The sequence below is a fragment of the Micromonospora sp. AMSO1212t genome (genome assembly GCF_008868145.1).
Taxonomy (GTDB): Bacteria; Actinomycetota; Actinomycetes; order Mycobacteriales; family Micromonosporaceae; genus Micromonospora; species Micromonospora tulbaghiae.
On sequence record NZ_WBKS01000024.1, the window covers coordinates 18482 to 38095 of the forward strand.

A 19614-nucleotide genomic window follows, 5' to 3' on the forward strand; every position below is an offset into this window, starting at 1 on the left:
CCGTCCCCGCTCCGCCAGGAGGAGTACGTGACAACCGTCGAACCGTCCCACGCCCGGCTCGGCACCGCGGCCCGGGCTTGGCGGACCTTCCGCCGCTGGCAGCGGAGCCGGCCGTTCTGGGGCGGCCTGTTCATCATCCTGGCCGGGGTGGAGATGCTCGCCTCCACCCGGTTGACCCTCAACGGCCTGAGCTTCAGCAGCGGCGCCACCGGCCTGCTCTCCCTGCTGATCCCAGGCATTCTCGTGACCTGCGGGGTGCTGCTCTGGCTCAGTCCGGCGCAGCGGCTGTTCTACTCGATCGTCGCGGCGATCACCGCCGTCTACTCCCTGATCGGGCTCAACCTCGGCGGCTTCTTCGTCGGCCTGCTGCTCGGCATTCTGGGCAGCGCGCTCGCGTTCGCCTGGGTGCCGACCCCGCCGGCCGGTCCCGCCGGCGCCGAAGCGGCCGAGGCCGAGCCCGGCACCGACGAGCCCGGCACCGACGAGCCCGGCACAGACGAGCCCGGCACCACGGTGGACGACGAGCCCGAGACGGCCGTGGACGCGCAGCCCGCGGACGAGCGGCCGACCGTCGAGGTGCCGGTCGGCGTCCGTCCGGCCGTCGAGCAGCCGACTGCCGAGCGGCCGGGCGGGGAGCGGCCGGTCCCTCGGCAGTCGGTGAACGGGCAGGCGGCCGGATCCGACGGCGGCCCGCCGGAGTGGGCGGGCCGTTCGGCGGACCCGCGCACCTTCGGCATCGTCCTCGTGGTGCTCGGCCTCGCCACCGCCGGCCTCGCCGTACAGCCGCGGGCGGTGCAGGCCGCCCCGAGCAAGCCCGCCGCGAGCGCCTGCCCGTCGAAACCCGCCACGCCGTCCTCCGGCGCGAGCGCACCCTCCGCCACGCCCACCCCGACGCCGAGCGCGAGCCCGACACGGGAAGGCAACATCATCACCGACTTCTTCGACGGGATCGGCGACCTGTTCAAGGGCGGCAGCGGCAAGAGCGCGACGCCCTCGCCCACACCGACCGCGAGCGGGTCGGCGGCCCCGACGAGCAAGCCGACGACCCGTCCCGGCTCGACCGACTGCCCGGCGCCGGGCAAGCCGGGCAAGGAGGAACCGGCGAAGCCCGGCAAGGTGGAACCGGGCAAGCCGCTGCCGCGTATCGCCGCCGACCCGAGCCTGCCGAAGGTGGGCCAGCAGCCGTCGAAGCTCACCGGCTCCAAGGTGGCCATGACCGGGCTGCGGTTCGAGGGGATCACCGACCTGCAGACCGAGCAGGGCGCGCTCAAGGTGCTGAAGTTCAGCATGAAGGAGGCGGTGACCGACGACTTCCTGCTGGTCGCCGACGGTCCACGCGGTCGCACCCAGCGGTACGTGACCCCTCAGCTCGTCGTCCGCGACGACGTCGCGTTCTACTGCACCCGGTTCGTCGGCAAGCTCGCCGGCATCAAGCTGACGCTGACCCCGGACCTGCCGTTCCCGGACGGGCTGCCGGTCACGCTGCCCTTCAAGGTGACGTTCACCGACCCGGTCATCGACCTGGCGTACGTCACCAGCGACACGTTGACCGGCGAGCCGCTGCGGTTGACCCTCGGCGCGTAGGGCGACGGGTGCCGGCGGACGCACCGCCGGCACCCGGACCACGGCTCAGATCCGGGCCAGCGCCTTGCGCAGCGGGTCGAGCCCCAGCGAACCCAGGTCGAGCGCCTGGCGGTGGAACTCCTTGAGGTCGAAGTCGGCGCCCTTGCGGGCCTTCGCGTCCTCCCGGGCCTGCAACCAGATCCGCTCGCCCACCTTGTACGACGGCGCCTGCCCGGGCCAGCCCAGGTAGCGGTTCAACTCGAAGCGCAGGTTCTCGTCCGGCACCCGGCAGTGCGCCCGCATGAACTCCCAGCCCAGCTCCGGCGTCCACCGCTCGCCCGGGTGGAAGCCGAACGGGTTGTCCTTCGGGATCTCCAGCTCCAGGTGCATGCCGATGTCCACGATGACCCGGGCCGCGCGCAGCGCCTGCCCGTCGAGCATGCCGAGCCGGTCACCCGGGTCGTCGAGGTAGCCCAGCTCGTCCATCAGCCGCTCCGAGTAGAGCGCCCAGCCCTCGCCGTGCCCGGAGACCCAGCACAGCAGCCGCTGCCAGCGGTTGAGCAGGTCGGCCCGGACGGCGGTCTGGGCGACCTGGAGGTGGTGACCCGGCACGCCCTCGTGGTAGACGGTGGTCACCTCGCGCCAGGTGGAGAAGTCGGTGATGCCCTGCGGCACCGCCCACCACATCCGTCCCGGGCGGGAGAAGTCCTCGCTCGGACCGGTGTAGTAGATGGCGCCGTCGCTCGTCGGCGCGAGGCAGCACTCGATCCGGCGCACCTGCTCGGGGATGTCGAAGTGGGTGCCGTTCAGCTCGGTGACCGCCTTGTCGGCGAGCGCCTGCATCCAGTCCCGGAACGCCTCCTTGCCGCGTACCGTCCGCGCCGGGTCCGCGTCGAGAACGCGTACCGCGTCGTCGACCGAGGCGCCACGCCCGGCGATCCGCGCGGCCACCGCCCGCATCTCGGCCTCCAGCCGGGCCAGCTCGGCGAAACCCCAGGCGTACGTCTCGTCCAGGTCGACCTTCGCGCCGAGGAAGTACTGCGAGGCCAGTTCGTAGCGCTCCCGCCCGGCGGCCTGCTTCTCCCGCCCCACCGGCGCCAGCTCCGTGCGCAGGAACTGCCCGAACTCGGCGGTGGCGGCGGTCGCGGCGGCGGCGCCCTTGCGCAGCTCCGCGCCGAGCGCGCCGTCGGCGTCGATCCGCTCGACCAGCCCGTGGAAGAAGTTGTCGCCCTCCGGGTCGACCCAGACGTCGCACTGCTTGGCGACCTCGACGAGCTGCACCCGCGAGCTGACCCGTCCCGCGGCGGCGGCCTCGCGCAGCGTGCGCTTGTAGCCGTCCAGCGCGGACGCGAAGCGGTTGAGCCGGGCGGCCACGTTCGCCCGGGCCTGTTCGCCGTCGGTCGGCATCAGGTCGAAGACCATCCGGATCTCGTGCAGCCCGCTCGCGATCACGTTGACCTCGCTGCCGGTCTCGCCCGCGTCGTGGCGGGCCAGCTCCAGGCCGAGGCGCTCCTGCATGGCCTCCTGGGCGGTCCGCTCCGCCTCGGTCTCCGGCTCGGTCACGTCGAGTTCGCCGAGCGTGCGGCGGGCCAGCTCGGCGCGGGCCGCGTAACCCTCGGGCGACAGGTCGTCGAGCTGGTCGTCGTAGCCGGCGATGCCGACGTAGGTGGCGCCGGTCGGGCTCAGCGGAGCCCACTCGGCCACGTACCGGTTGGCGAGGTCATCGATTCGTCCCACCAGGCGACCCTACGTGACCCCGCATCCGGAATACCGCGCGACTTCGTCGTACCTCTGCGGCAGAGTGTCAGGGGTGAACGTCGAGATCACTCCTGACCGCGCGCCGGTACGGAGCTGGCTGCCCGGGTTCGTCGCGCTCGCCGCCATCTGGGGTTCCAGCTTCCTGTTCATCAAGATCGGCGTGACCGAGCTGCACCCCGTGCACCTCACCCTCTACCGGGTGGCCACCGGCGCCCTGACGCTGCTCGTGGTGCTGGCCGTGCTGCGCGACCGGCTGCCCCGCGACCCCCGGGTGTGGGCGCACATGCTCGTGGTGGCCGCGTTCGGCGTCGCGGTGCCGTTCACGCTGTTCGGCTACGGCGAGCAGCGGGTCGAGTCGATGCTCGCCGGCATCTGGAACGCCACCACGCCGCTGATCGTGCTGCCGCTGGCGGTGCTGGTGTTCCGGACCGAGCGGCTGACCGCCCGGCGTGCGATCGGGCTGGGGCTGGGCTTCGTCGGCGTGCTCGTGGTGCTCGGCGTCTGGGAGGGCGTGGGCGGCGCCCACTTCGTCGGCCAGCTCATGTGCTTCGGCGCGGCGGCCTGCTACGGGCTGGCGATTCCGTACCAGAAGAAGTTCGTCGCGGGCAGCGCGTACTCCGGCCTGTCGCTGTCGGCGGCCCAGCTGCTGGTGGCGACCGCGCAGCTCGCGCTGGTCGCGCCGTTCGTCGGTACGCCGCCGTCGCCGATCGGCCTCTCCCCGCGCGTGGCGGTGAGCGTGCTGGCGCTCGGCGCGCTCGGCACCGGGCTCGCCTTCGTGATCAACATGCGCAACATCCGGCTGGCCGGGGCGAGCACGGCGTCCACAGTGACGTACCTGATCCCGGTGTTCGCGGTGCTCGTCGGCGCGGTGGTGCTCGGTGAGCGAATGAACTGGCACCAGCCGGTGGGCGCGTTCGTGGTGCTCGTCGGCGTGGCGGTCGCCCAGGGTCTGTTCGGGCGGCGCCGTCCACGCCCGGAGGCGGTGGCGCCCGCCGTACGCGCCGCCGAGCCGGCCGCCCAGGGCTGACGCTCAGCTGCGGCCGGCCGTCCACTTCACCAGGCGGTCGGCCGTCCAGGTGTTCACCACCCGCTTCGCCGGTACGCCGCACAGCGCGGCCCGCTCGCAGCCGAAGCGCTGCCAGTCGAGCTGGCCCGGCGCGTGCGCGTCGGTGTCGATCGCGAACCTGCACCCGGCCTCCAGCGCGAGGCGGATCAGCCGCTTCGGCGGGTCCTGCCGCTCCGGCCGGGAGTTGATCTCGACGGCCACGTCGTGCTCGGCGCAGGCGGCGAAGACGGCGTCCGCGTCGAACTCGCTCTCCTTGCGGGTACGCGCCCGGTGCCCCCGGTCGCCGGGCCCGGTCACCCCGGCGGGCCGGGAGGAGACCATCCGGCCGGTGCAGTGACCGAGGATGTCCAGGTGCGGGTTGGCGATCGCGGTCAGCATCCGGCGGGTCATCTTCGCCCGGTCGTCGTTGAGGCCGCTGTGCACCGAGCCGACCACCACGTCGAGGCGGGCCAGCAGGTCCTCGTCCTGGTCGAGCGAGCCGTCGGCGAGGATGTCGACCTCGATGCCGGTGAGGAGGCGGAAGCCCTTCGGCAGCGCCTCGTTGACGGCGGCGACGTGGTCGAGCTGCTTGCGCAGCCGCTCCGCGGTCAGACCCCGCGCCACGGTGAGCCGCGGCGAGTGGTCGGTGAGCACCAGGTACTCGTGACCCAGCTCGACCGCCGCCAGCGCCATCTCCTCGATCGGCGAGCCGCCGTCTGACCAGTCCGAGTGGGTGTGGCAGTCGCCGCGCAGCGCGTCCCGCAGCTTCGCCGCCGCCTCGTCCAGGTCGGTGCCCTCGGTGGCGAGGAGCCGGCGCAGGTAGACGGGTTCCTCGCCGGCCAGCGACTCGGCCACGCAACGGGCGGTCACGTCACCGACGCCGGAAAGCTCGGTCAGCTTGCCGGTACGGGCCCGCTCGGCCACCTCGGCGGCGGGCAGCGCGCCGAGCGTCTTCGCCGCCGAACGGAACGCCCGGACCCGGTAGGTGGCCTCGTTCGCCCGTTCCAGCAGGAACGCGATCCGGCGCAGGTCGGCGATGGGATCCCGGGCACTCATGCCCTGGAACCTACGCGCATACGCCGTCCGCCGCGTGTCCCCGCGGCGCGAGTCGGTCAGCCGCCGCGGGTGGACCGGCCGGGCGAGGCCGGGCAGCCGTGCTTGCGCTGCCAGGCGGTGACCTCGGCGACCGGCGAGCGGTTGCCGCCCTTGCGCCAGGAGTTCAGATACGGAGCCGGCCAGACCACGCCCCGGCGAATCCACCAGTCGTCGGCGCCGGTGCACTTCGGGGACAGGCCGAAGTGCAGGTGGCAGACGTTGTTGGCGTTGCCGGTGCGGCCCACCTTGCCGAGCTGCTGCCCGGCGCGCACCCGTACCCCGGCCTCGACGCCGGCCGTGATCGCGCTCAGGTGCGAGCCGTAGTAGCGCACCCCGTCGTCGCCGAGCAGCGAGACGGAGAGCCCGCCGTTGTTCGGGCCCAGCGGCCCGCGCTTGTCGAACCGGTCGACGCGGCTCACCTCCAGGACCACGCCGTCGGTGACCGCCACCACCGGCTCCCCGCAGTCGGCGAACACGTCGGTGCCCGGGTAGCCGCCGTGCGTCGGGTGGTAGTCGACGTTGCCGGCCCGTACCGGGAAGACCCGCTTCACATCGGTGCGCGCCGGCGACGCCGCCGCCGACGAGGAGGCGGCCGGCGGGGTCGGCTCGGCGGGCTGCGCGGCCGTCGCGACCGGGCTCGGTTCCTGCCACCTGTCGGCGCGCCCGGCGGGGGCGCCGCACCCGGCGGCGAGCGCCGCGACGAGCAGCAGGACCGGGTACGCCGGCAGCGTGCGGCGTCCGATCGATGGCGAGCGCATCCGGTCATCCTGACAGACCACTACCGTAGGGACGAATGCCGAACGCGGGACGGACGGTCCGGGAAAGGGGGCGGCGGTGACGCACGGATGGCACGGCGGACCCGAGGGGACCGGTCCGGGGGCGTTCCCGCCACCGCCGCGTACGCCCTCGGGGCTGTTTCCGTCGAGCACGTCGATGCGGCCCAGCTACCGCGAGCCGTACCCGATCACCGGCGCCGGTGTCGCGGTCGGCGCGCTCGTCGCGTTCGCCTGGTTGCTGTTGTTCGGGCTGGTCGGCGGCGGCGTGGCCGGTTACGCCTGGTGGACGCTGCTGGCCGGCGGCCTGGCGTGGCTGGCCGCCGCGGTGCTGGTCCGCCACGGCGACCGGGGGGTGGCGACGGGCGTCGCGATCGTCACCGCGGGTGGCTGGAGCATCGCCGCCGCGATCGTCGCTACCCGGTGGGCGCAGACCGGGGACTGGCCGCTCTGGTGACCTTCGGTGCCGGTTTCGCTGCGTAGCGAAGGCCACCTTGACGTACGCCTGAGGACGGTCCACCCTCGCGGTATGGCCTGGACCACACCGCCGCGGCTCGACCCCGAGCGGAGCCGCCGTCGCCTGCAACTCCTCGCCGAGTTGGCCGGTGCCCGCGCGGTACAGCAGCGCCAGCGGCCGCAGCGGGTCCGCACCGAGCGGCTGCGCCAACTGATCGCCACCCGCCGGCGCGTCGTCGGCTGACCGGATTTCTCTTCAGGAACGGCCGGCCCATACGGGGCGTTGACCGCTCGCCTGCCGACCCGACCGGTTAACGTGCATCGCGTGACGTGTCGGCGTGCTGCCGAGGCCAATTTGGGGGGACCGTGTCGTACTTCGCTGCTGCCGTGGCGCGCGTCGACGGCGGCTGGACCGCGAGTGAGGTGAGCCTGCGGGGCGTCACCGACATCGAGGAGGTGGCCGACCGGCTGCGCGACGTCGAGCCGGACGCCGACCTCTCACTGCTGTTCGTCGAGGCCGACGACACGTACCTGGTCGTCCTGCGCCTGGACGAGGGGGAGGACCTGCGGGTCTTCGGCTCGGACTCGGCGTACGCGGAGGAGTCCCGGCTGGGCGCGCTGCTCGTCGGTGACCTGAAGACCTCGGTGACCGGCCTGGAGGAGGTCGACGAGCCGCGCGCCTCCGGCGACGACGACACCGAGCAGCCCGCTGTGGACCCGGAGGCCGACCCGGTGGGCGACGCGGACCTGCTCGCCGACCTGGGCATTCCGGCGCAGAAGCTGCTGGCGCTCTGCGCGCACGAGGGCGCCATGCCGGCCGACGTGACCGCCGAGATCTGCCAGGTGCTCGGCTGCGTGGACGAGGTCGAGGAGCTGCGTGAGGTCTGAGCCCGGGGACTCCCTGACGCCCGGCGCCGCCGAACCCGCCGACGCGACCGATCCGGCGCTGGAGACCGTACGGCCGGGGCAGCCCACGCCCGGCCGGGCCGCGAGCGCCGGCCCGGGCGCGGACGAGGCGCTCGCCGACCCGGGCGCGGTCGGCCGCCGGCAGCGGCACGAGCTGTGGATGCGCCGGGCCCTGGAGGTCGCGGTGACCGGCCCGGACGACGCCACCCCCGACGCCGACGACGTGCCGGTCGGCGCGGTGCTCTACGGCCCCGACGGCGCCGAACTGGCGATCGGGCGCAACGAGCGGGAGCTGACCGGCGACCCGACCGCGCACGCCGAGGTGCTGGCGCTGCGCCGGGCCGCGCACCGGCTGGGCCGGTGGCGGCTCGACGACTGCACGCTCGTCGTGACGCTGGAGCCGTGCACCATGTGCGCGGGCGCGATAGCGCTGGCCCGCGTCTCGACAGTGGTGTTCGGCGCCTGGGAACCGAAGACCGGCGCGGTCGGGTCGCTCTGGGACGTGCTGCGCGACCGCCGCGTCACGCACCGCCCGGAGGTGTACGGCGGCGTGCTGGAACGCGAGAGCGCGGCGCTGCTGCGCGCGTTCTTCCGCTGAGGGCTCAGGCGCTTGCCGGCGCAGGGCGCAGCAGCGTCGCGGCGATTGCGCGGCCGACCTCGGTCCAGGCGGTCGGGCGCAGCGTGGCCGGGTCCAGCCGGACGATCGACCGGGTGCCGGTGGCGTGCACGGTGGTGCCGTCGGTCGAGCGGAACTCGAAGGCGTACCGGGCGCTGCTGGTGCCGAAGTGTTCGAGCCAGAAGTGCACAGCCACAGTGCCGACGCCGATGATCGGCGCCTGGTAGGTGATGGTGAACTCGCGGACCGCGTGGAACACGTCGGGGGCGGCGTGCACGTCGCCGCGGAAGACGACGCCGCGCTCGGCCCAGTAGGGCGTGAGTGCGCGCTCCAGCAGCACCGCGTAGCGGGCGTTGTGCAGCAGGCCCATGGCGTCGAGGTCGTCGAAGTGCACCGGCACGTGCGCGACGTGCCCGAACTCGGCGGCCTGCCGGTCGACGGTGGCGTGGCTCATGACTGGCCTTCCGGTAGCAGGGTCGGATCCGGGCACAGCGCCCGCAGCCGGTTCAGCAGGCCCTGGCGGGCATGCCGGTAGGTGGCGTCCGGGTCGAGCAGCCGGGACCGCATCGCCGCGCTGATCCCCAGCGCGTCGATCTCGTACGCCAGCAGTGGCACGTCCAGGTCGGCGGGAAGTTCGCCGAGGTCGACGGCCTCCTGGACGAGGCGTTCGAGGAGCGCGGTCCACCTGCCGAACGCCTCGGCGAGCCGGTCCCGGACCGGGCCGGGACGGGCGTTGTACTCGAACTCGGTGTTGGCGAAGAAGCAGCCGCCGGGCAGTACCCGGGCGGCGTAGAAGTCGATGCGGGCCTCGTGCAGCGCGCGCAGCCGGCGGACACCCGGTGGGGCGTGCAGGGCGGGTGCGAGGATCCGCTCCTGCCACTGCGCGACGGCCCGGTCGACGGTGGCGAGTTGCAGCGCCTCCTTGGATCGCCAGTGCGCGAAGAGGCCGGACTTGCTCACCTCCAGCCGGTCGGCGAGCTGGGCCAGGGAGAGGCCGTGCAGGCCGACCTCGGTGGCCAGCGCCACGGCGGTGTCCAGCACCGCGGTGCGGGTGCGGTCGCCACGGGCGACGCGGCCGTCGGAGGTCATGCGGTCAGCGTAGAGGAAATAAGCACGACCGGTCGTATTTATTTTTGTGACGCGGGTAACGCGAACCGCCCCGCCACCTCGCGGCGACAGGGCGGTCCAGGATCGATCAGGGTCAGGCGATGATGGTGTCCAGGGCGATCTCCACCATCTGGCCGAAGGTCTGCTCACGCTCCTGCGACGTGGTCTTCTCGCCGGTCTTGATGTGGTCGCTGACGGTCAGGATGGTGAGCGCGCGGGCCTTGAAGCGCGCCGCGATCGTGTAGAGCGCCGCCGACTCCATCTCCACCGCCAGCACGCCGTAGTCGGCGAGCCTGTCGTACAGGTCCGGCCGGTCGGTGTAGAAGGCGTCCGCCGCCAGGATCGGCCCCACCCGCATGCTGATGCCGCGCCGCTCGGCCACCTCGACCGAGGTACGCAGCAGCCCGAAGTCGGCCACCGGGGCGTAGTCGATCAGCCCGTCGAATCGCATCCGGTTCATGTTCGAGTCGGTGGACGAGCCGATCGCCGCCACCACGTCGCGCAGCTGCAGATCCTCGGTCAGGGCCCCGCAGGAGCCGACCCGGATCAGCGACTTCACGCCGTACTCGTTCACCAGTTCGTGGGCGTAGATCGAGGCGGACGGCATGCCCATGCCGGAGCCCTGGACGGACACGTCAACGCCGTTCCACCGCCCGGCGAAGCCCAGCATGCCGCGCACCGTCGTGTAGCAGCGGGCCCCCTCCAGGTAGGTCTCCGCGATCCACTTGGCCCGCAGCGGGTCGCCCGGCATCAGGACCCGCTCGGCGATCTCTCCCGGCTCAGCGCCGATGTGCGTACTCATGGCAAAGATCCTGCCAGGCCGGGCCGAGGGATACCGGTTCGGCGTCCAAGCCGGTGGTCCTGTACCCTCGTCGGCGGTGGCGTGTCCGAGCGGCCTAAGGAGCACGCCTCGAAAGCGTGTGAGGGTTTACGCCCTCCGAGGGTTCAAATCCCTCCGCCACCGCTCGTGAACAGCGAGAACGCCCGGTCGATCCGCGAGGATCGACCGGGCGTTCCGCGTCGGGTCGCCGGTCAGCCCGCAGGCTGGCTCGCGTCCCGGTGGGTGAGCTGGTACGTGGCGTCGACGGCGTCCGCCTCCAGGACCACCGTTACCGGGCCGGCGGGCAGCGGGCAGGAGACCGTCCGCTCGACCGCGTACCCGGTCGGTCCGCAGTACCGGCGCCCGGCCGAGTCGAACACCGACAGGCGGGCGTCACCGGTGCCGCCGGTCCGCTTCCAGGTGATCGACTCGGTGGCGCCCCGCTCGTCGGCCGGGATCGAGAGGCAGACCCCGAAGCGGTCGGCGCTCGTCGTCACGGTAGTGCCCGTCGTACCCGCCGTCAGCGTCGGGCAGGCGGGCGGGCCGTCGGTGCGGGCGAACGCGAGGGAGTACGGCCCGTCCGCGTCGCCGTTGCCCGAGTTGAGTACGACGCGGAACGGGGCCTGGCCGGTCAGCTCGCAGTGGTACTGCCGCAGCGAGTACTCGTCGCACACCCAGGCGCCGGTGGAGTCGAACACCCTCATCTCCGGCCGGCCGGCTCCCGTGGCGTCGCCCGGGAACAGTCCGGTGAGAACAGCGCCGGCAGGGCTGCTCAGCTCCAGGCAGTCGAACTGTGCGGGAGTGGCGAGCCGCCCTCGCACCGGCGCGTCCTGCCAGCCGTTGTCGGACACCGGCCGGCAGTCGGACGGCATCCAGGGCAGCACCGCGAGGTGGTACCGCAGACTGTCGTCGATCACCGCGCCCGGGACGCCGCCGCTGAGCACCAGCGTGTACCGGCCGGCGGCGGGAACCTGGCACCACTCGTCCGTGCACAGCCGGTGGCCGTCACCGTCGTAGACGTTCGCGTACTGCCGGTAGTTGTCCTCGCCGACCGCCTTGACGCGGAACGTGCCCTCGGGCAGGTCCAGGACGCGGCAGCGGACGCCGGCGAGCGAGCCGGCCGGCGCGGCGTTGTAGGCGCCGGGCGTGACCGTCGGGCAGCCGGTCGGATCGTTGAGGTCGCGCACCTGCATCCGGTAGGTCAGGTCGGTGTCGTCGGGCTCCCACCGGGAGAGGTGCGAGACGACCCGGAAGGTGCCGGTCGACGGCAGGACACAGCCGTCGCTCTCCGAGTAGGCGGTGCAGAGCACGGCGCCCTGCGCGTCGACCAGCCAGGAGAAGACGTCGTTGTACCGGTCCGGCGCCCGGTAGACCATGACCCGGTCACCGGCCTCGCCCTGGAACGGCTGGCAGTTGGTCTGCACCGGCGAGGTCTGGTGCACGGTCAGCGTGGGCTGCGTCCAGGTCGTCCCGGTGAGGGCGGCGCAGCCCGCGGTCCCGTCGAGGCGGGTCACCGCGACCCGGTAGGTGACCGGCTCCCAGTTCGAGTTCTGGGCCAGCAGCGTGTACGGGCCGGCCGCGGGCACCGCACAGGAACGCCAGGACTCGTACTCTCCGCACACCTCCCGGCCGGCGTCGTCGAACACACGCCAGTAGAGGTGCTGATTCGCGTACTGGTCGAAGCGGACGACCAGCGGGCCCGGGGTGGCGACCCGCAGTGCCTGGCAGCTGATGCCCTCGCTCGGCGGCACACTCCCGGTGCCGACCGCCGTTCCGGGGTCACCGAACGCGGCCAGCGGCAGGGCCGGGCAGCCGACCGCCCTCGAGATCCGCGGCATCTTGAGCGTGTAGGTCGCCTTGTCGCCGTAGCTCTGCTGCAGGAAGAGCCGGTACGGCCCGGGCTCGCCGAGCGTGCACTCCGTGGTGTATCGCACCGTGCAGAGCGGCTGGAACTGCCCGTCCAGGATCGAGCCCTCGATGCTCCCGCCGCCGCCCGGATCGGCCAGGTGCAGGACCGTGCCGGTGGGCTGGGTGAACGTGATGCAGCGGGCGGCCAGGCCGGCGGGCAGCGTGCCGCTGCGACCGGCCGAGGCGAAGGAGAAGAAGCTCTCCGACAGGGTGGCGCAGGTGGAGGGCGTCCGCATCGACTCGGCGGACAGCGAGTAGGCGCCCTGGCCCGTGTTGTAGGTGAGGGAAACCGTGATCGTGTAGGTGCCCGCGGCGCCCAGCCGGCAGTCCGTCAGGTACGAGCCGGCGAAGCAGGCGCGGACGCCGTCGGGTCCGTGGACCTGGGCGCCGACTCCGTCACCGGACACCTCGCGGAGGCGGATGAAGAGGGTGTCCTGGTCGACGGTCGAGGTGACCTTCCACGTCTGCTTCGTGTCACCGGTGATCGAGGCGCAGTTCTTGACCTGGCCGAGCGAAAGCTTGCCGCCGCAGGTCACGGTGCCGCTGGTGGCCGTCGCCGATGCTTTGGCCCTGCGGTCCGGGGCGGGAGCGGCGGTGGTGGTGGGCGCCGCCGGGGTCGACGGCGCCGCGGCGGGGCGTGCGGATTCGGTCGTCGCGGCGGGTCGCGGCGACGGCTCCGCCGCCGGGGCGGCGGTTGCCGGGCCGGCCAGCAGACCTCCCGCGGTGATGCTCATGGCGGCCACTGCCGCCCACTTCGCCAGGTGTCTCCACCATGGATCGGGCACGACTGTACGCATGCGGACTCCCCCGTAGACGTCGCGCGATCTGCGCGAGCGACGAGATGATCGCATGTGGATCGACCGCCAACAATCGGCTTGCGGGTCGTGCTTGTCGCTCGATCAGCAGGGGCCGTAACCCTCGTCGAAGAGGCGGCGGGCCCAGTCCGCGTACCCGGCGATGATCTCGCGGACGGTGACGCCGTCGTGCAGGAACAGGTACGCGCGGTCGCCGTCGCGGGCGAGCAGTCCGGCGAAGCGGTGACTGCCGGGCGGCGCCGGCAGGTCGACGGCGCCGGGGTACGCGGCGCGGACCTCGCCCACCGGTGTCCCGGCGCTGACGCCCTCGGGCGTGCTCATCGGGTCGTCGAGCCAGAGCAGGACGAGCCGGTCGTCGACGAAGATCGGGCTGACCGAACCGTGCCCGACGAGCGCGGGCCCGCAGGCCGCCTCGTCGGCGCGCAGCACGCCGCGCCGGGTCAGGTCCGCCTCGGTGTCGCCGAACTCCGCGTTGCGCAGACCCTCCAGACTGACCACCTGGGCGGCGCCGACCGGACGGGGCGGCCATTGTGGATGAACGCCGCTGCCGGCTGCGGACGCGGCAGCAAGCAGTGCGGCAATAAAGCCGAATTGTCGTAGTTTCATGCAATCCCCCAGTCACCAACGGGACCAGGGCGATGAGGTTGCTGTTGTTGGTCGGATTGGCGCAGTTCCCACTCGTCAGCCAGCTCGTCCCAGTAGTCGGCGGACAGTCCGCGCCGGCCGTGCGTCAGCCAGCCGTCCGTGTCGCGCTCCAGGTGCAGGCCCAGCTCGGCGAACGGGTCGATCCACGCGCCCGGCTCCGCGCCCAGCCGGGCCAGCGCGGTGTTGATCGGCCACTCGGACCGCGGCCGGTCCAGCGCGGCGTCGTAACGCGGCCCCCAGCTCACCTCGCCGCCGAGCCAGACGACCGCCGACTGGTGGCCGAGCCCGCCCGCGAACTCCGCCTCCAGGTACGCCACCGGGCCGCCCCTCGACCAGCGGGCCAGCACGTCCGCCAGCGGCGGCGAGAGCACCAGCCGGAACGGACGCTCGGCACGCGGCTCGTCGGTGGCGTAGTCCGGCAGGCCGCCGGTCAGCTCCTGCACCAGCTGCGGGGTGACCGGCAGCAGCGCGAAGTCCTGGCGGAGCGCGGCGAGCACCGCGTGGTCCAGGTCGGCGGTCTGCTCGCGAAGCAGCTCGACGTCGGCGACCACGGCGCTGAGCTGGTAACTCATCCGGTCCTCTCGGCGTCCACAGGCTGTGGATGGAACATGTGTGCGACGGATTGTGGGGTATCTCGGCGCGCTCGACGAGTGACGCGACCGATGCCCAAAGTACGGGCGCGGCAACGGTCGCGCAGCATCGCGCCCGATACTCGCCTTGCACGGTTGTCGGATCGGGGCGGCGGCGTTCGTAGCCGGGGTGACGGCGGCCCGGGCGGCGGTCGACCAGAGTGAAAGAGGAGCCGATGGCGCAGTACCTGATCTCCGTACTCGACGACACCACGGGCTCGGCCACCGACGCGGAGATGGCCGCGATCGGTGAGTTCAACGAGCGGCTGCGAGCCGACGGCCACTGGGTCTTCGCCGGTGGCCTCGCGGCGCCGGAGACCGCCACCGTCGTGGACGCGCGAGACGGGAGTCCACTGCTCACCGACGGGCCCTACCTGGAGACGAAGGAGTACGTCGGCGGGTTCTGGGTCATCGAGGCACCGGACTTCGACGTTGCGCTCCCGCTCGCCGCACTGGCGTCGCAGCGGTGCAACAGGCGAGTCGAGCTGCGGCCGTTCCTGGGCGCGTGATCGACGTCGGCGAGGCGCTCACCCGGGTCCACCGCGAGGAGTGGGCCCGGGTCGTCGCCACGCTCGCCCGGCGCATCGGCGATCTCGACGTGGCCGAGGAGATGACCGCCGAGGCGTTCGCCGCCGCCGTCGAGCGGTGGTCGGCCGACGGCGTACCGCCGAACCCCGGCGCGTGGCTCACCACCACCGCGTACCGGCGGGCCGTCGACCGGATCCGGCGCGAGAGCCGGCGGGAGGACAAGCACCGGGAGGCGCTCATGCTGGCCGACGTCCCGGAACCGCTCGGTGTCATCGACGACGACCGGCTCCGGCTGATCTTCACCTGCTGCCACCCGGCGCTGGCCATGGAGGCGCGGGTGGCGTTGACGCTGCGCCTGGTCGGCGGGCTCACCGTGCCGGAGATCGCGCGGGCGTACCTCGTCCAGGAAGCCGCCATGAGCAGGCGGATCACGCGGGCCAAGACGAAGATCAAGGCGGCCGGGATCCCGTACCGGGTGCCGTCCCGCGACGACCTGCCGGCCCGGGTCAGCGGCGTGCTCGCCGTCCTGTACCTGATCTTCAACGAGGGCTACCTCGCGTCCGATCCCGGCAAGGAGGCGGTGCGTGCGGACCTGACCGCCGAGGCGATCCGGCTCACCCGGCTGGTCCGTACGCTGCTGCCCGACGACCACGAGGCCACCGGTCTCCTGGCGCTGATGCTGCTCACCGAGGCCCGCCGGCCCGCCCGGGTGTCCGCGACAGGCGAACTCGTCGTCCTCGCCGAGCAGGACCGAAGCGCCTGGAACCGCCAGCTCGTCGCCGAGGGGCACGCCCTGGTCCGCGCGTGCATCGCCGCCGGCCGGCCGCCGGGCCGCTACCAGATCCTCGCCGCGGTCAACGCCGTCCACACCGACGCCCGCGACGCGCGGGACACCGACTGGGCGCAGGTCGCCGCGCTCTACGACCATTTGGTACGCGTCGACCCGTCGCCGATCGTGCGGCTCAACCGGGCCGTGGCGGTCGCCGAACTGGACGGGCCGCAGGTCGCGCTGGCCGAGGTGGACGGGCTGCCGCTGGACGGCTATCACGCGTACCACGCCACGCGCGCCGAGCTGTTGCGCCGGATGGGGCGAGGTGGGGAGGCGCGTGAGGCGTACGACCGGGCGATCGAGTTGGCGGGGAACAGCGCGGAGACGGCGTACCTGAAGCGGCGGCGGGACCAGTTGGGCGGCCGGTGAGGGGCGCCGCAGAGAACGACTCAGGGCCGGTCCCGTGCGGGAGCCGGCCCTGTCGTCTGCGAGCGGAGGATACGAGATTCGAACTCGTGAGGGTGTAAACCCAACACGCTTTCCAAGCGTGCGCCCTAGGCCTCTAGGCGAATCCTCCGCGAGCCAGGATACAGGTCTCCCGACGGCGGGCCACCCCACCCTCCCGGAAGATCCACAACCCTTCGGGTAGGCTTGGCGTCACCTCCCGTGCGGCGGTACCTCGTGAACCTCCCCAGGGCCGGAAGGCAGCAAGGATAAGCGAGCTCTGCCGGGTGCACGGGAGGCCTTTCTGTCTCCCGGGCCGGGTAACGTCGCTGCGGGTCGGGTCACGGGGTGGTGGGTGGTCACCCGGGGCCGACCGGCGCAGAATGGCTCGGTCGAGAGGAGGCGGGACGGGTGGCACTGGCCCTTTACCGCAAGTACCGGCCGCGGACGTTCGCCGAGATGATCGGCCAGGAGCAGGTCACTGAGCCGCTGTCGCAGGCGCTGCGCAGCGGGCGGCTCAACCACGCCTACCTCTTCTCCGGTCCGCGGGGCTGCGGCAAGACCTCCAGCGCCCGGATCCTGGCCCGCTCCCTCAACTGCGAGCAGGGCCCCACCCCCGAGCCGTGCGGGCAGTGTGACTCGTGCCGCGGGCTGGCTCCCGACGGCGGCGGCTCGATCGACGTCATCGAGATCGACGCGGCCAGCCACGGTGGTGTCGACGACGCCCGTGAGCTGCGCGAGAAGGCGTTCTTCGCCCCGGCCCGCAGCCGCTTCAAGATCTACATCATCGACGAGGCGCACATGGTCTCGTCGGCCGGCTTCAACGCCCTGCTCAAGCTGGTCGAGGAGCCCCCGGAGTACGTCAAGTTCATCTTCGCCACCACCGAACCGGAGAAGGTCCTCGGCACGATCAAGTCGCGGACCCACCACTACCCGTTCCGGCTGTTCCCGCCGAAGGTGGTCCGCCCCTACCTCGAACAGCTCTGCGAGGCAGAAGGCGTCAAGGTCGAGCCGGCGGTCTTCCCGCTGGTGGTGCGCGCCGGCGGGGGCAGCATGCGTGACAGCCTCTCCGTGCTCGACCAGCTCATCGCGGGCGCCGGCCCGGAGGGCGTCGACTACGCCCGGGCCGCCGCGCTGCTCGGTGTCACCGACGCCGCGCTGATCGACGAGATGTGCGACGCGCTCGCCGCCGGTGACGGCGCGGCCGCGTACGCCACCGTCGACCGGGTCGCCGAGGCCGGGCACGACTCGCGCCGCTTCGCGTCCGACCTGTTGGAACGTCTCCGCGACCTGATCGTCCTGCAGCAGGTGCCTGATGCCGCCGCCAGGGGCCTGATCGACGGCCCGGCCGACCAGATCGAGCGGATGGCCGCCCAGGCCCACCGCCTCGGCCCGGCCACGCTGTCGCGCTGCGCCGACATCGTGCACAACGGCCTGGTCGAGATGCGCGGCACCACCGCGCCCCGGCTGCTGCTGGAGCTGATCTGCGCGCGCATGCTCCTGCCCGGCGCGGACGACTCGTCCGGCAGCCTGCTCCAGCGCCTGGAGCGGATGGAGCGCCGGCTGACGCTCGGGGGCGCCGAGCTGCCGTCGGTCGCCGCCGACTCCGCGCATCCCACTCAGAACCAGGGGGTACGCCCGGCGGCTCCCGCCCCGGGCGCGGCTGCCGCCGCGGTCCACCCGGATTCCGCCGGCACGCCGGCGGCTGCCGGTGCCCCGGCCGGTGCTGCCGCCGCACGTGCCGCTGCCGCCGCTGCGGCGGGTGCCCGGAACGCCGCCCCTGGTTCCCGCCCCGGCTCTGCCGTCGGGGCTACCGGCACCCGTCCCGCCCCGGCTGGTGCGGCTGCCGACTCCGGCCCGTCCGCCGCCGAGTCGGGCCCGCGTCTCGCCCCGGCGGCGACCGAAGCGACAGCGGCTGCCGAGGTCCACCCCGACACGGACGCCGGGTTCCCCGCGTCGGCCGCCGCCGAGCTGGCCGACGCCGGCTCGGCGAATTCCGGTCAGGCTGCTGCCCGACGCCCGGTACCGCCGTCCGCGGTGATGCCGGATCCGGCCACGCCCGAGCCGCCCCGCCCCGGAGCGGGCAATCCAGGCGCGCTCGACGCGGTCGCGGTGCGCCGGGTCTGGCCCGAGGTGGTCGGCAAGGTGAACCGCAGCAACAAGCGGATCGCCGCGCTGATGCGTGACGCGGTGGTACGCGACCTGGACGGCGACACGCTCGTGCTGACCGTGAAGTCGACGGTGCTGGCGAAGATGATGGCCGATCACGCCGCCGTGCTGACCGACGCGCTCTACGAGGAGCTGGGCGGTCGCTGGCAGATCCGCTGCGAGGTGGCGGGCGAGCGCGGCGCGGCCTCACTCGGCGGCCCGTCCCGCCCGTCCGGGGCGAGCCGCGCGCAGGCCGACGCCGCACCGGGCCGCAACGCGTCCGACAGCGCTCCGGCCCGCCCGGTGACCGCCCCGCCTGGTCCGGCGTCCGACGCCGTGTCCGGTCGCCCGGATGCCGGGGCGGCAGGTACCGCTCAGGGCCGTCCGGACGCCGATGCGGGGCGTGTCCGCCCGAACGCGGGCGCGGCGGACGCCGGGTATGGACAGGACACCTCCGGCTCGGACGGCACCACGGGCAGAGGAGCCACGGGCAGCCCGGCCACCGGCAGTCAAGGTGCGAGAAGCCAGGCCGGGGGACCGCCGGGCCGGGCCGGCGCGGGTTCGGCCGAGGCCTCGCACCGGCCGGCGGCGACCGCTGCTGTCGACCAGGCCGGCGAGGAGGACTGGCCGGAGCCGGCCCGACCCGGTGGCGCGGCCACCGGCACGGCCTCGGCGACCAGCACCGCCTCGGCGGCGAGCACCGGCGACGGGGAGGGCTGGCCGGCGGCGGCCCGTCCGGGCGGGGGCACGGCGACCGCTACCGCGCCTGTCGTCGTACCCAAGCCTGCTGCACCTGCGGCGGCGCCTGCCGGTGGGGCGCGGCCGGCGGGGGCGAAGAACAGCGCGATCGCGGCGGCGCGTGCGGCTGCGGCGGCGGCCGCTGCGGGCGGTGGTCCGGGCAAGGGGCCGCGCGCGGCGCAGCCGGCGCGGAAGACGGCCGATGCCGAGTGGGCGGGCGAGCCGCCCTACGACCCGGACTTCGACGGCCCGGTGCGGGGCGGGGGCGCGCCGGCGGCGGCGCCTGCCTACGAGGGTTTCGATCCGGGTGACGAACCGCTGGACGACGTGATCGACGAGCGGACCGCCCGGCAGTCGAGCGAGGAGCAGGCGGTGCAGCTGCTGCGTGAGACGTTCGGGGCGGAGAAGATCGACGAGGTGGACGCGCGCTGAGCGCGCGCCGACCGCGATTCAGCGGTGCCGTGGCCCGACTAGGCTAGTCGCGGCCGAGCAGACGAGTGGAAGAAGGAGCGGTCCGTGCGCCCAGGTGGACAGCCGAACATGCAGCAGATGCTGAAGCAGGCGCAGAAGATGCAGCAGCAGATCGCCAAGGCCCAGGCCGAGCTGGCCGAGGCGGAGCTGACCGGCACCGCCGGCGGTGGCCTGGTCACCGCGACCGTCGCCGGCACCGGTGAGCTGAAGGCGATCAAGATCGACCCGAAGGCGGTCGACCCGGAGGACGTCGAGACGCTCGAGGACCTGGTCGTCGCGGCCGTGCACAACGCCGCCGAGGCGGCCCGCGAGCTGACCGAGAAGAAGATGGGCCCGCTGGCGGGCGGCATGGGCGGCCTCGGCCTGCCCGGGTTCTGAGC

19 protein-coding genes, 2 tRNA genes and 1 other RNA gene are annotated in these 19614 nt (G+C 73.3%); 12 read left to right on the forward strand and 10 right to left on the reverse strand.

The window, feature by feature from the left end; translation table 11 throughout:
- Positions 1-27: 27 nt before the first annotated feature.
- Positions 28-1584 (forward strand): DUF6114 domain-containing protein, encoded by a 1557-nt coding sequence (locus F8279_RS09385; protein ID WP_091426071.1) that lies wholly within the window; start codon positions 28-30, stop codon positions 1582-1584.
- Between the two features lie 45 nt (positions 1585-1629).
- Here F8279_RS09385 and F8279_RS09390 read toward each other — a convergent pair whose 3' ends face one another.
- Positions 1630-3300: a DUF885 domain-containing protein gene (locus F8279_RS09390; protein ID WP_151499688.1), complete on the reverse strand. Its 1671-nt coding sequence runs from the start codon at positions 3298-3300 to the stop codon at positions 1630-1632.
- Positions 3301-3373: 73 nt separating this feature from the next.
- Here F8279_RS09390 and F8279_RS09395 point away from each other — a divergent pair, with 73 nt between their 5' ends.
- Entirely contained in the window at positions 3374-4348 is a 975-nt protein-coding gene (locus F8279_RS09395; protein WP_192580663.1) for a DMT family transporter, read from the forward strand.
- A 3-nt stretch (positions 4349-4351) separates the two neighbouring features.
- Here F8279_RS09395 and F8279_RS09400 read toward each other — a convergent pair whose 3' ends face one another.
- Both F8279_RS09400 and F8279_RS09405 read right to left on the reverse strand, forming a co-directional pair.
- A complete protein-coding gene (locus tag F8279_RS09400; protein ID WP_091425981.1) occupies positions 4352-5422 on the reverse strand; it encodes a PHP domain-containing protein in 1071 nt (356 codons plus the stop codon).
- Positions 5423-5478: 56 nt separating this feature from the next.
- Entirely contained in the window at positions 5479-6219 is a 741-nt protein-coding gene (locus tag F8279_RS09405; protein ID WP_091425979.1) for a M23 family metallopeptidase, read from the reverse strand.
- A gap of 175 nt (positions 6220-6394) precedes the next feature.
- On the opposite strand from F8279_RS09405, the gene F8279_RS09410 reads away from it, so the two are divergent.
- From F8279_RS09410 to F8279_RS09420, 4 genes are all read left to right on the forward strand, one after another.
- Positions 6395-6691: a hypothetical protein gene (locus F8279_RS09410; RefSeq protein WP_091425977.1), complete on the forward strand. Its 297-nt coding sequence runs from the start codon at positions 6395-6397 to the stop codon at positions 6689-6691.
- A gap of 72 nt (positions 6692-6763) precedes the next feature.
- Positions 6764-6934: a hypothetical protein gene (locus F8279_RS30235; RefSeq protein ID WP_175438845.1), complete on the forward strand. Its 171-nt coding sequence runs from the start codon at positions 6764-6766 to the stop codon at positions 6932-6934.
- A gap of 122 nt (positions 6935-7056) precedes the next feature.
- Positions 7057-7578 (forward strand): tRNA adenosine deaminase-associated protein, encoded by a 522-nt coding sequence (locus F8279_RS09415; protein ID WP_091425975.1) that lies wholly within the window; start codon positions 7057-7059, stop codon positions 7576-7578.
- A 172-nt stretch (positions 7579-7750) separates the two neighbouring features.
- On the forward strand, positions 7751-8194 hold the full coding sequence (locus tag F8279_RS09420; RefSeq protein WP_357905441.1) for a nucleoside deaminase: 444 nt from the start codon (positions 7751-7753) through the stop codon (positions 8192-8194).
- A gap of 4 nt (positions 8195-8198) precedes the next feature.
- Here F8279_RS09420 and F8279_RS09425 read toward each other — a convergent pair whose 3' ends face one another.
- From F8279_RS09425 to deoD, 3 genes are all read right to left on the reverse strand, one after another.
- Positions 8199-8666, reverse strand: a complete 468-nt coding sequence (locus tag F8279_RS09425; protein WP_151499692.1) for a thioesterase family protein — start codon at positions 8664-8666, stop codon at positions 8199-8201.
- Entirely contained in the window at positions 8663-9301 is a 639-nt protein-coding gene (locus F8279_RS09430) for a TetR/AcrR family transcriptional regulator (RefSeq protein WP_151499694.1), read from the reverse strand. Before F8279_RS09430 ends, F8279_RS09425 begins: the two co-directional genes overlap by 4 nt.
- A gap of 112 nt (positions 9302-9413) precedes the next feature.
- Positions 9414-10121, reverse strand: coding sequence for a purine-nucleoside phosphorylase (gene deoD, locus F8279_RS09435; protein ID WP_151499695.1), 708 nt, complete (start codon positions 10119-10121; stop codon positions 9414-9416).
- 75 nt (positions 10122-10196) lie between these two features.
- Between deoD and F8279_RS09440 the strand changes: the two genes are divergently transcribed.
- Positions 10197-10283: transfer RNA gene (locus tag F8279_RS09440), tRNA-Ser, on the forward strand.
- Between the two features lie 68 nt (positions 10284-10351).
- On the opposite strand, the gene F8279_RS09445 is transcribed toward F8279_RS09440, so the two are convergent.
- The 3 genes from F8279_RS09445 to F8279_RS09455 all read right to left on the reverse strand — a co-directional run bounded on the left by F8279_RS09445 (position 10352) and on the right by F8279_RS09455 (position 14079).
- The gene (locus F8279_RS09445; RefSeq protein WP_151499697.1) at positions 10352-12844 is read right to left on the reverse strand and encodes a hypothetical protein; all 2493 of its coding nucleotides are present in this window, start codon (positions 12842-12844) and stop codon (positions 10352-10354) included.
- 102 nt (positions 12845-12946) lie between these two features.
- On the reverse strand, positions 12947-13468 hold the full coding sequence (locus F8279_RS09450; protein WP_151499698.1) for a hypothetical protein: 522 nt from the start codon (positions 13466-13468) through the stop codon (positions 12947-12949).
- Complete coding sequence (locus F8279_RS09455) at positions 13465-14079, reverse strand: hypothetical protein (RefSeq protein WP_151499700.1); 615 nt, start codon at positions 14077-14079, stop codon at positions 13465-13467. Before F8279_RS09455 ends, F8279_RS09450 begins: the two co-directional genes overlap by 4 nt.
- A gap of 233 nt (positions 14080-14312) precedes the next feature.
- On the opposite strand from F8279_RS09455, the gene F8279_RS09460 reads away from it, so the two are divergent.
- Both F8279_RS09460 and F8279_RS09465 read left to right on the forward strand, forming a co-directional pair.
- A complete protein-coding gene (locus F8279_RS09460; protein WP_151499702.1) occupies positions 14313-14645 on the forward strand; it encodes a YciI family protein in 333 nt (110 codons plus the stop codon).
- Positions 14642-15862: an RNA polymerase sigma factor gene (locus F8279_RS09465; protein ID WP_151499704.1), complete on the forward strand. Its 1221-nt coding sequence runs from the start codon at positions 14642-14644 to the stop codon at positions 15860-15862. Before F8279_RS09460 ends, F8279_RS09465 begins: the two co-directional genes overlap by 4 nt.
- A 63-nt stretch (positions 15863-15925) precedes the next feature.
- Here F8279_RS09465 and F8279_RS09470 read toward each other — a convergent pair.
- A tRNA-Ser gene (locus F8279_RS09470) sits at positions 15926-16010 on the reverse strand.
- An 81-nt stretch (positions 16011-16091) separates the two neighbouring features.
- Here F8279_RS09470 and ffs point away from each other — a divergent pair.
- From ffs to F8279_RS09485, 3 genes are all read left to right on the forward strand, one after another.
- Positions 16092-16181: signal recognition particle sRNA small type (gene ffs, locus F8279_RS09475), an RNA gene on the forward strand.
- A 107-nt stretch (positions 16182-16288) separates the two neighbouring features.
- Positions 16289-19195: a DNA polymerase III subunit gamma and tau gene (locus F8279_RS09480; RefSeq protein ID WP_151499705.1), complete on the forward strand. Its 2907-nt coding sequence runs from the start codon at positions 16289-16291 to the stop codon at positions 19193-19195.
- Between the two features lie 108 nt (positions 19196-19303).
- On the forward strand, positions 19304-19612 hold the full coding sequence (locus tag F8279_RS09485; RefSeq protein ID WP_064446817.1) for a YbaB/EbfC family nucleoid-associated protein: 309 nt from the start codon (positions 19304-19306) through the stop codon (positions 19610-19612).
- Positions 19613-19614: the final 2 nt, after the last annotated feature.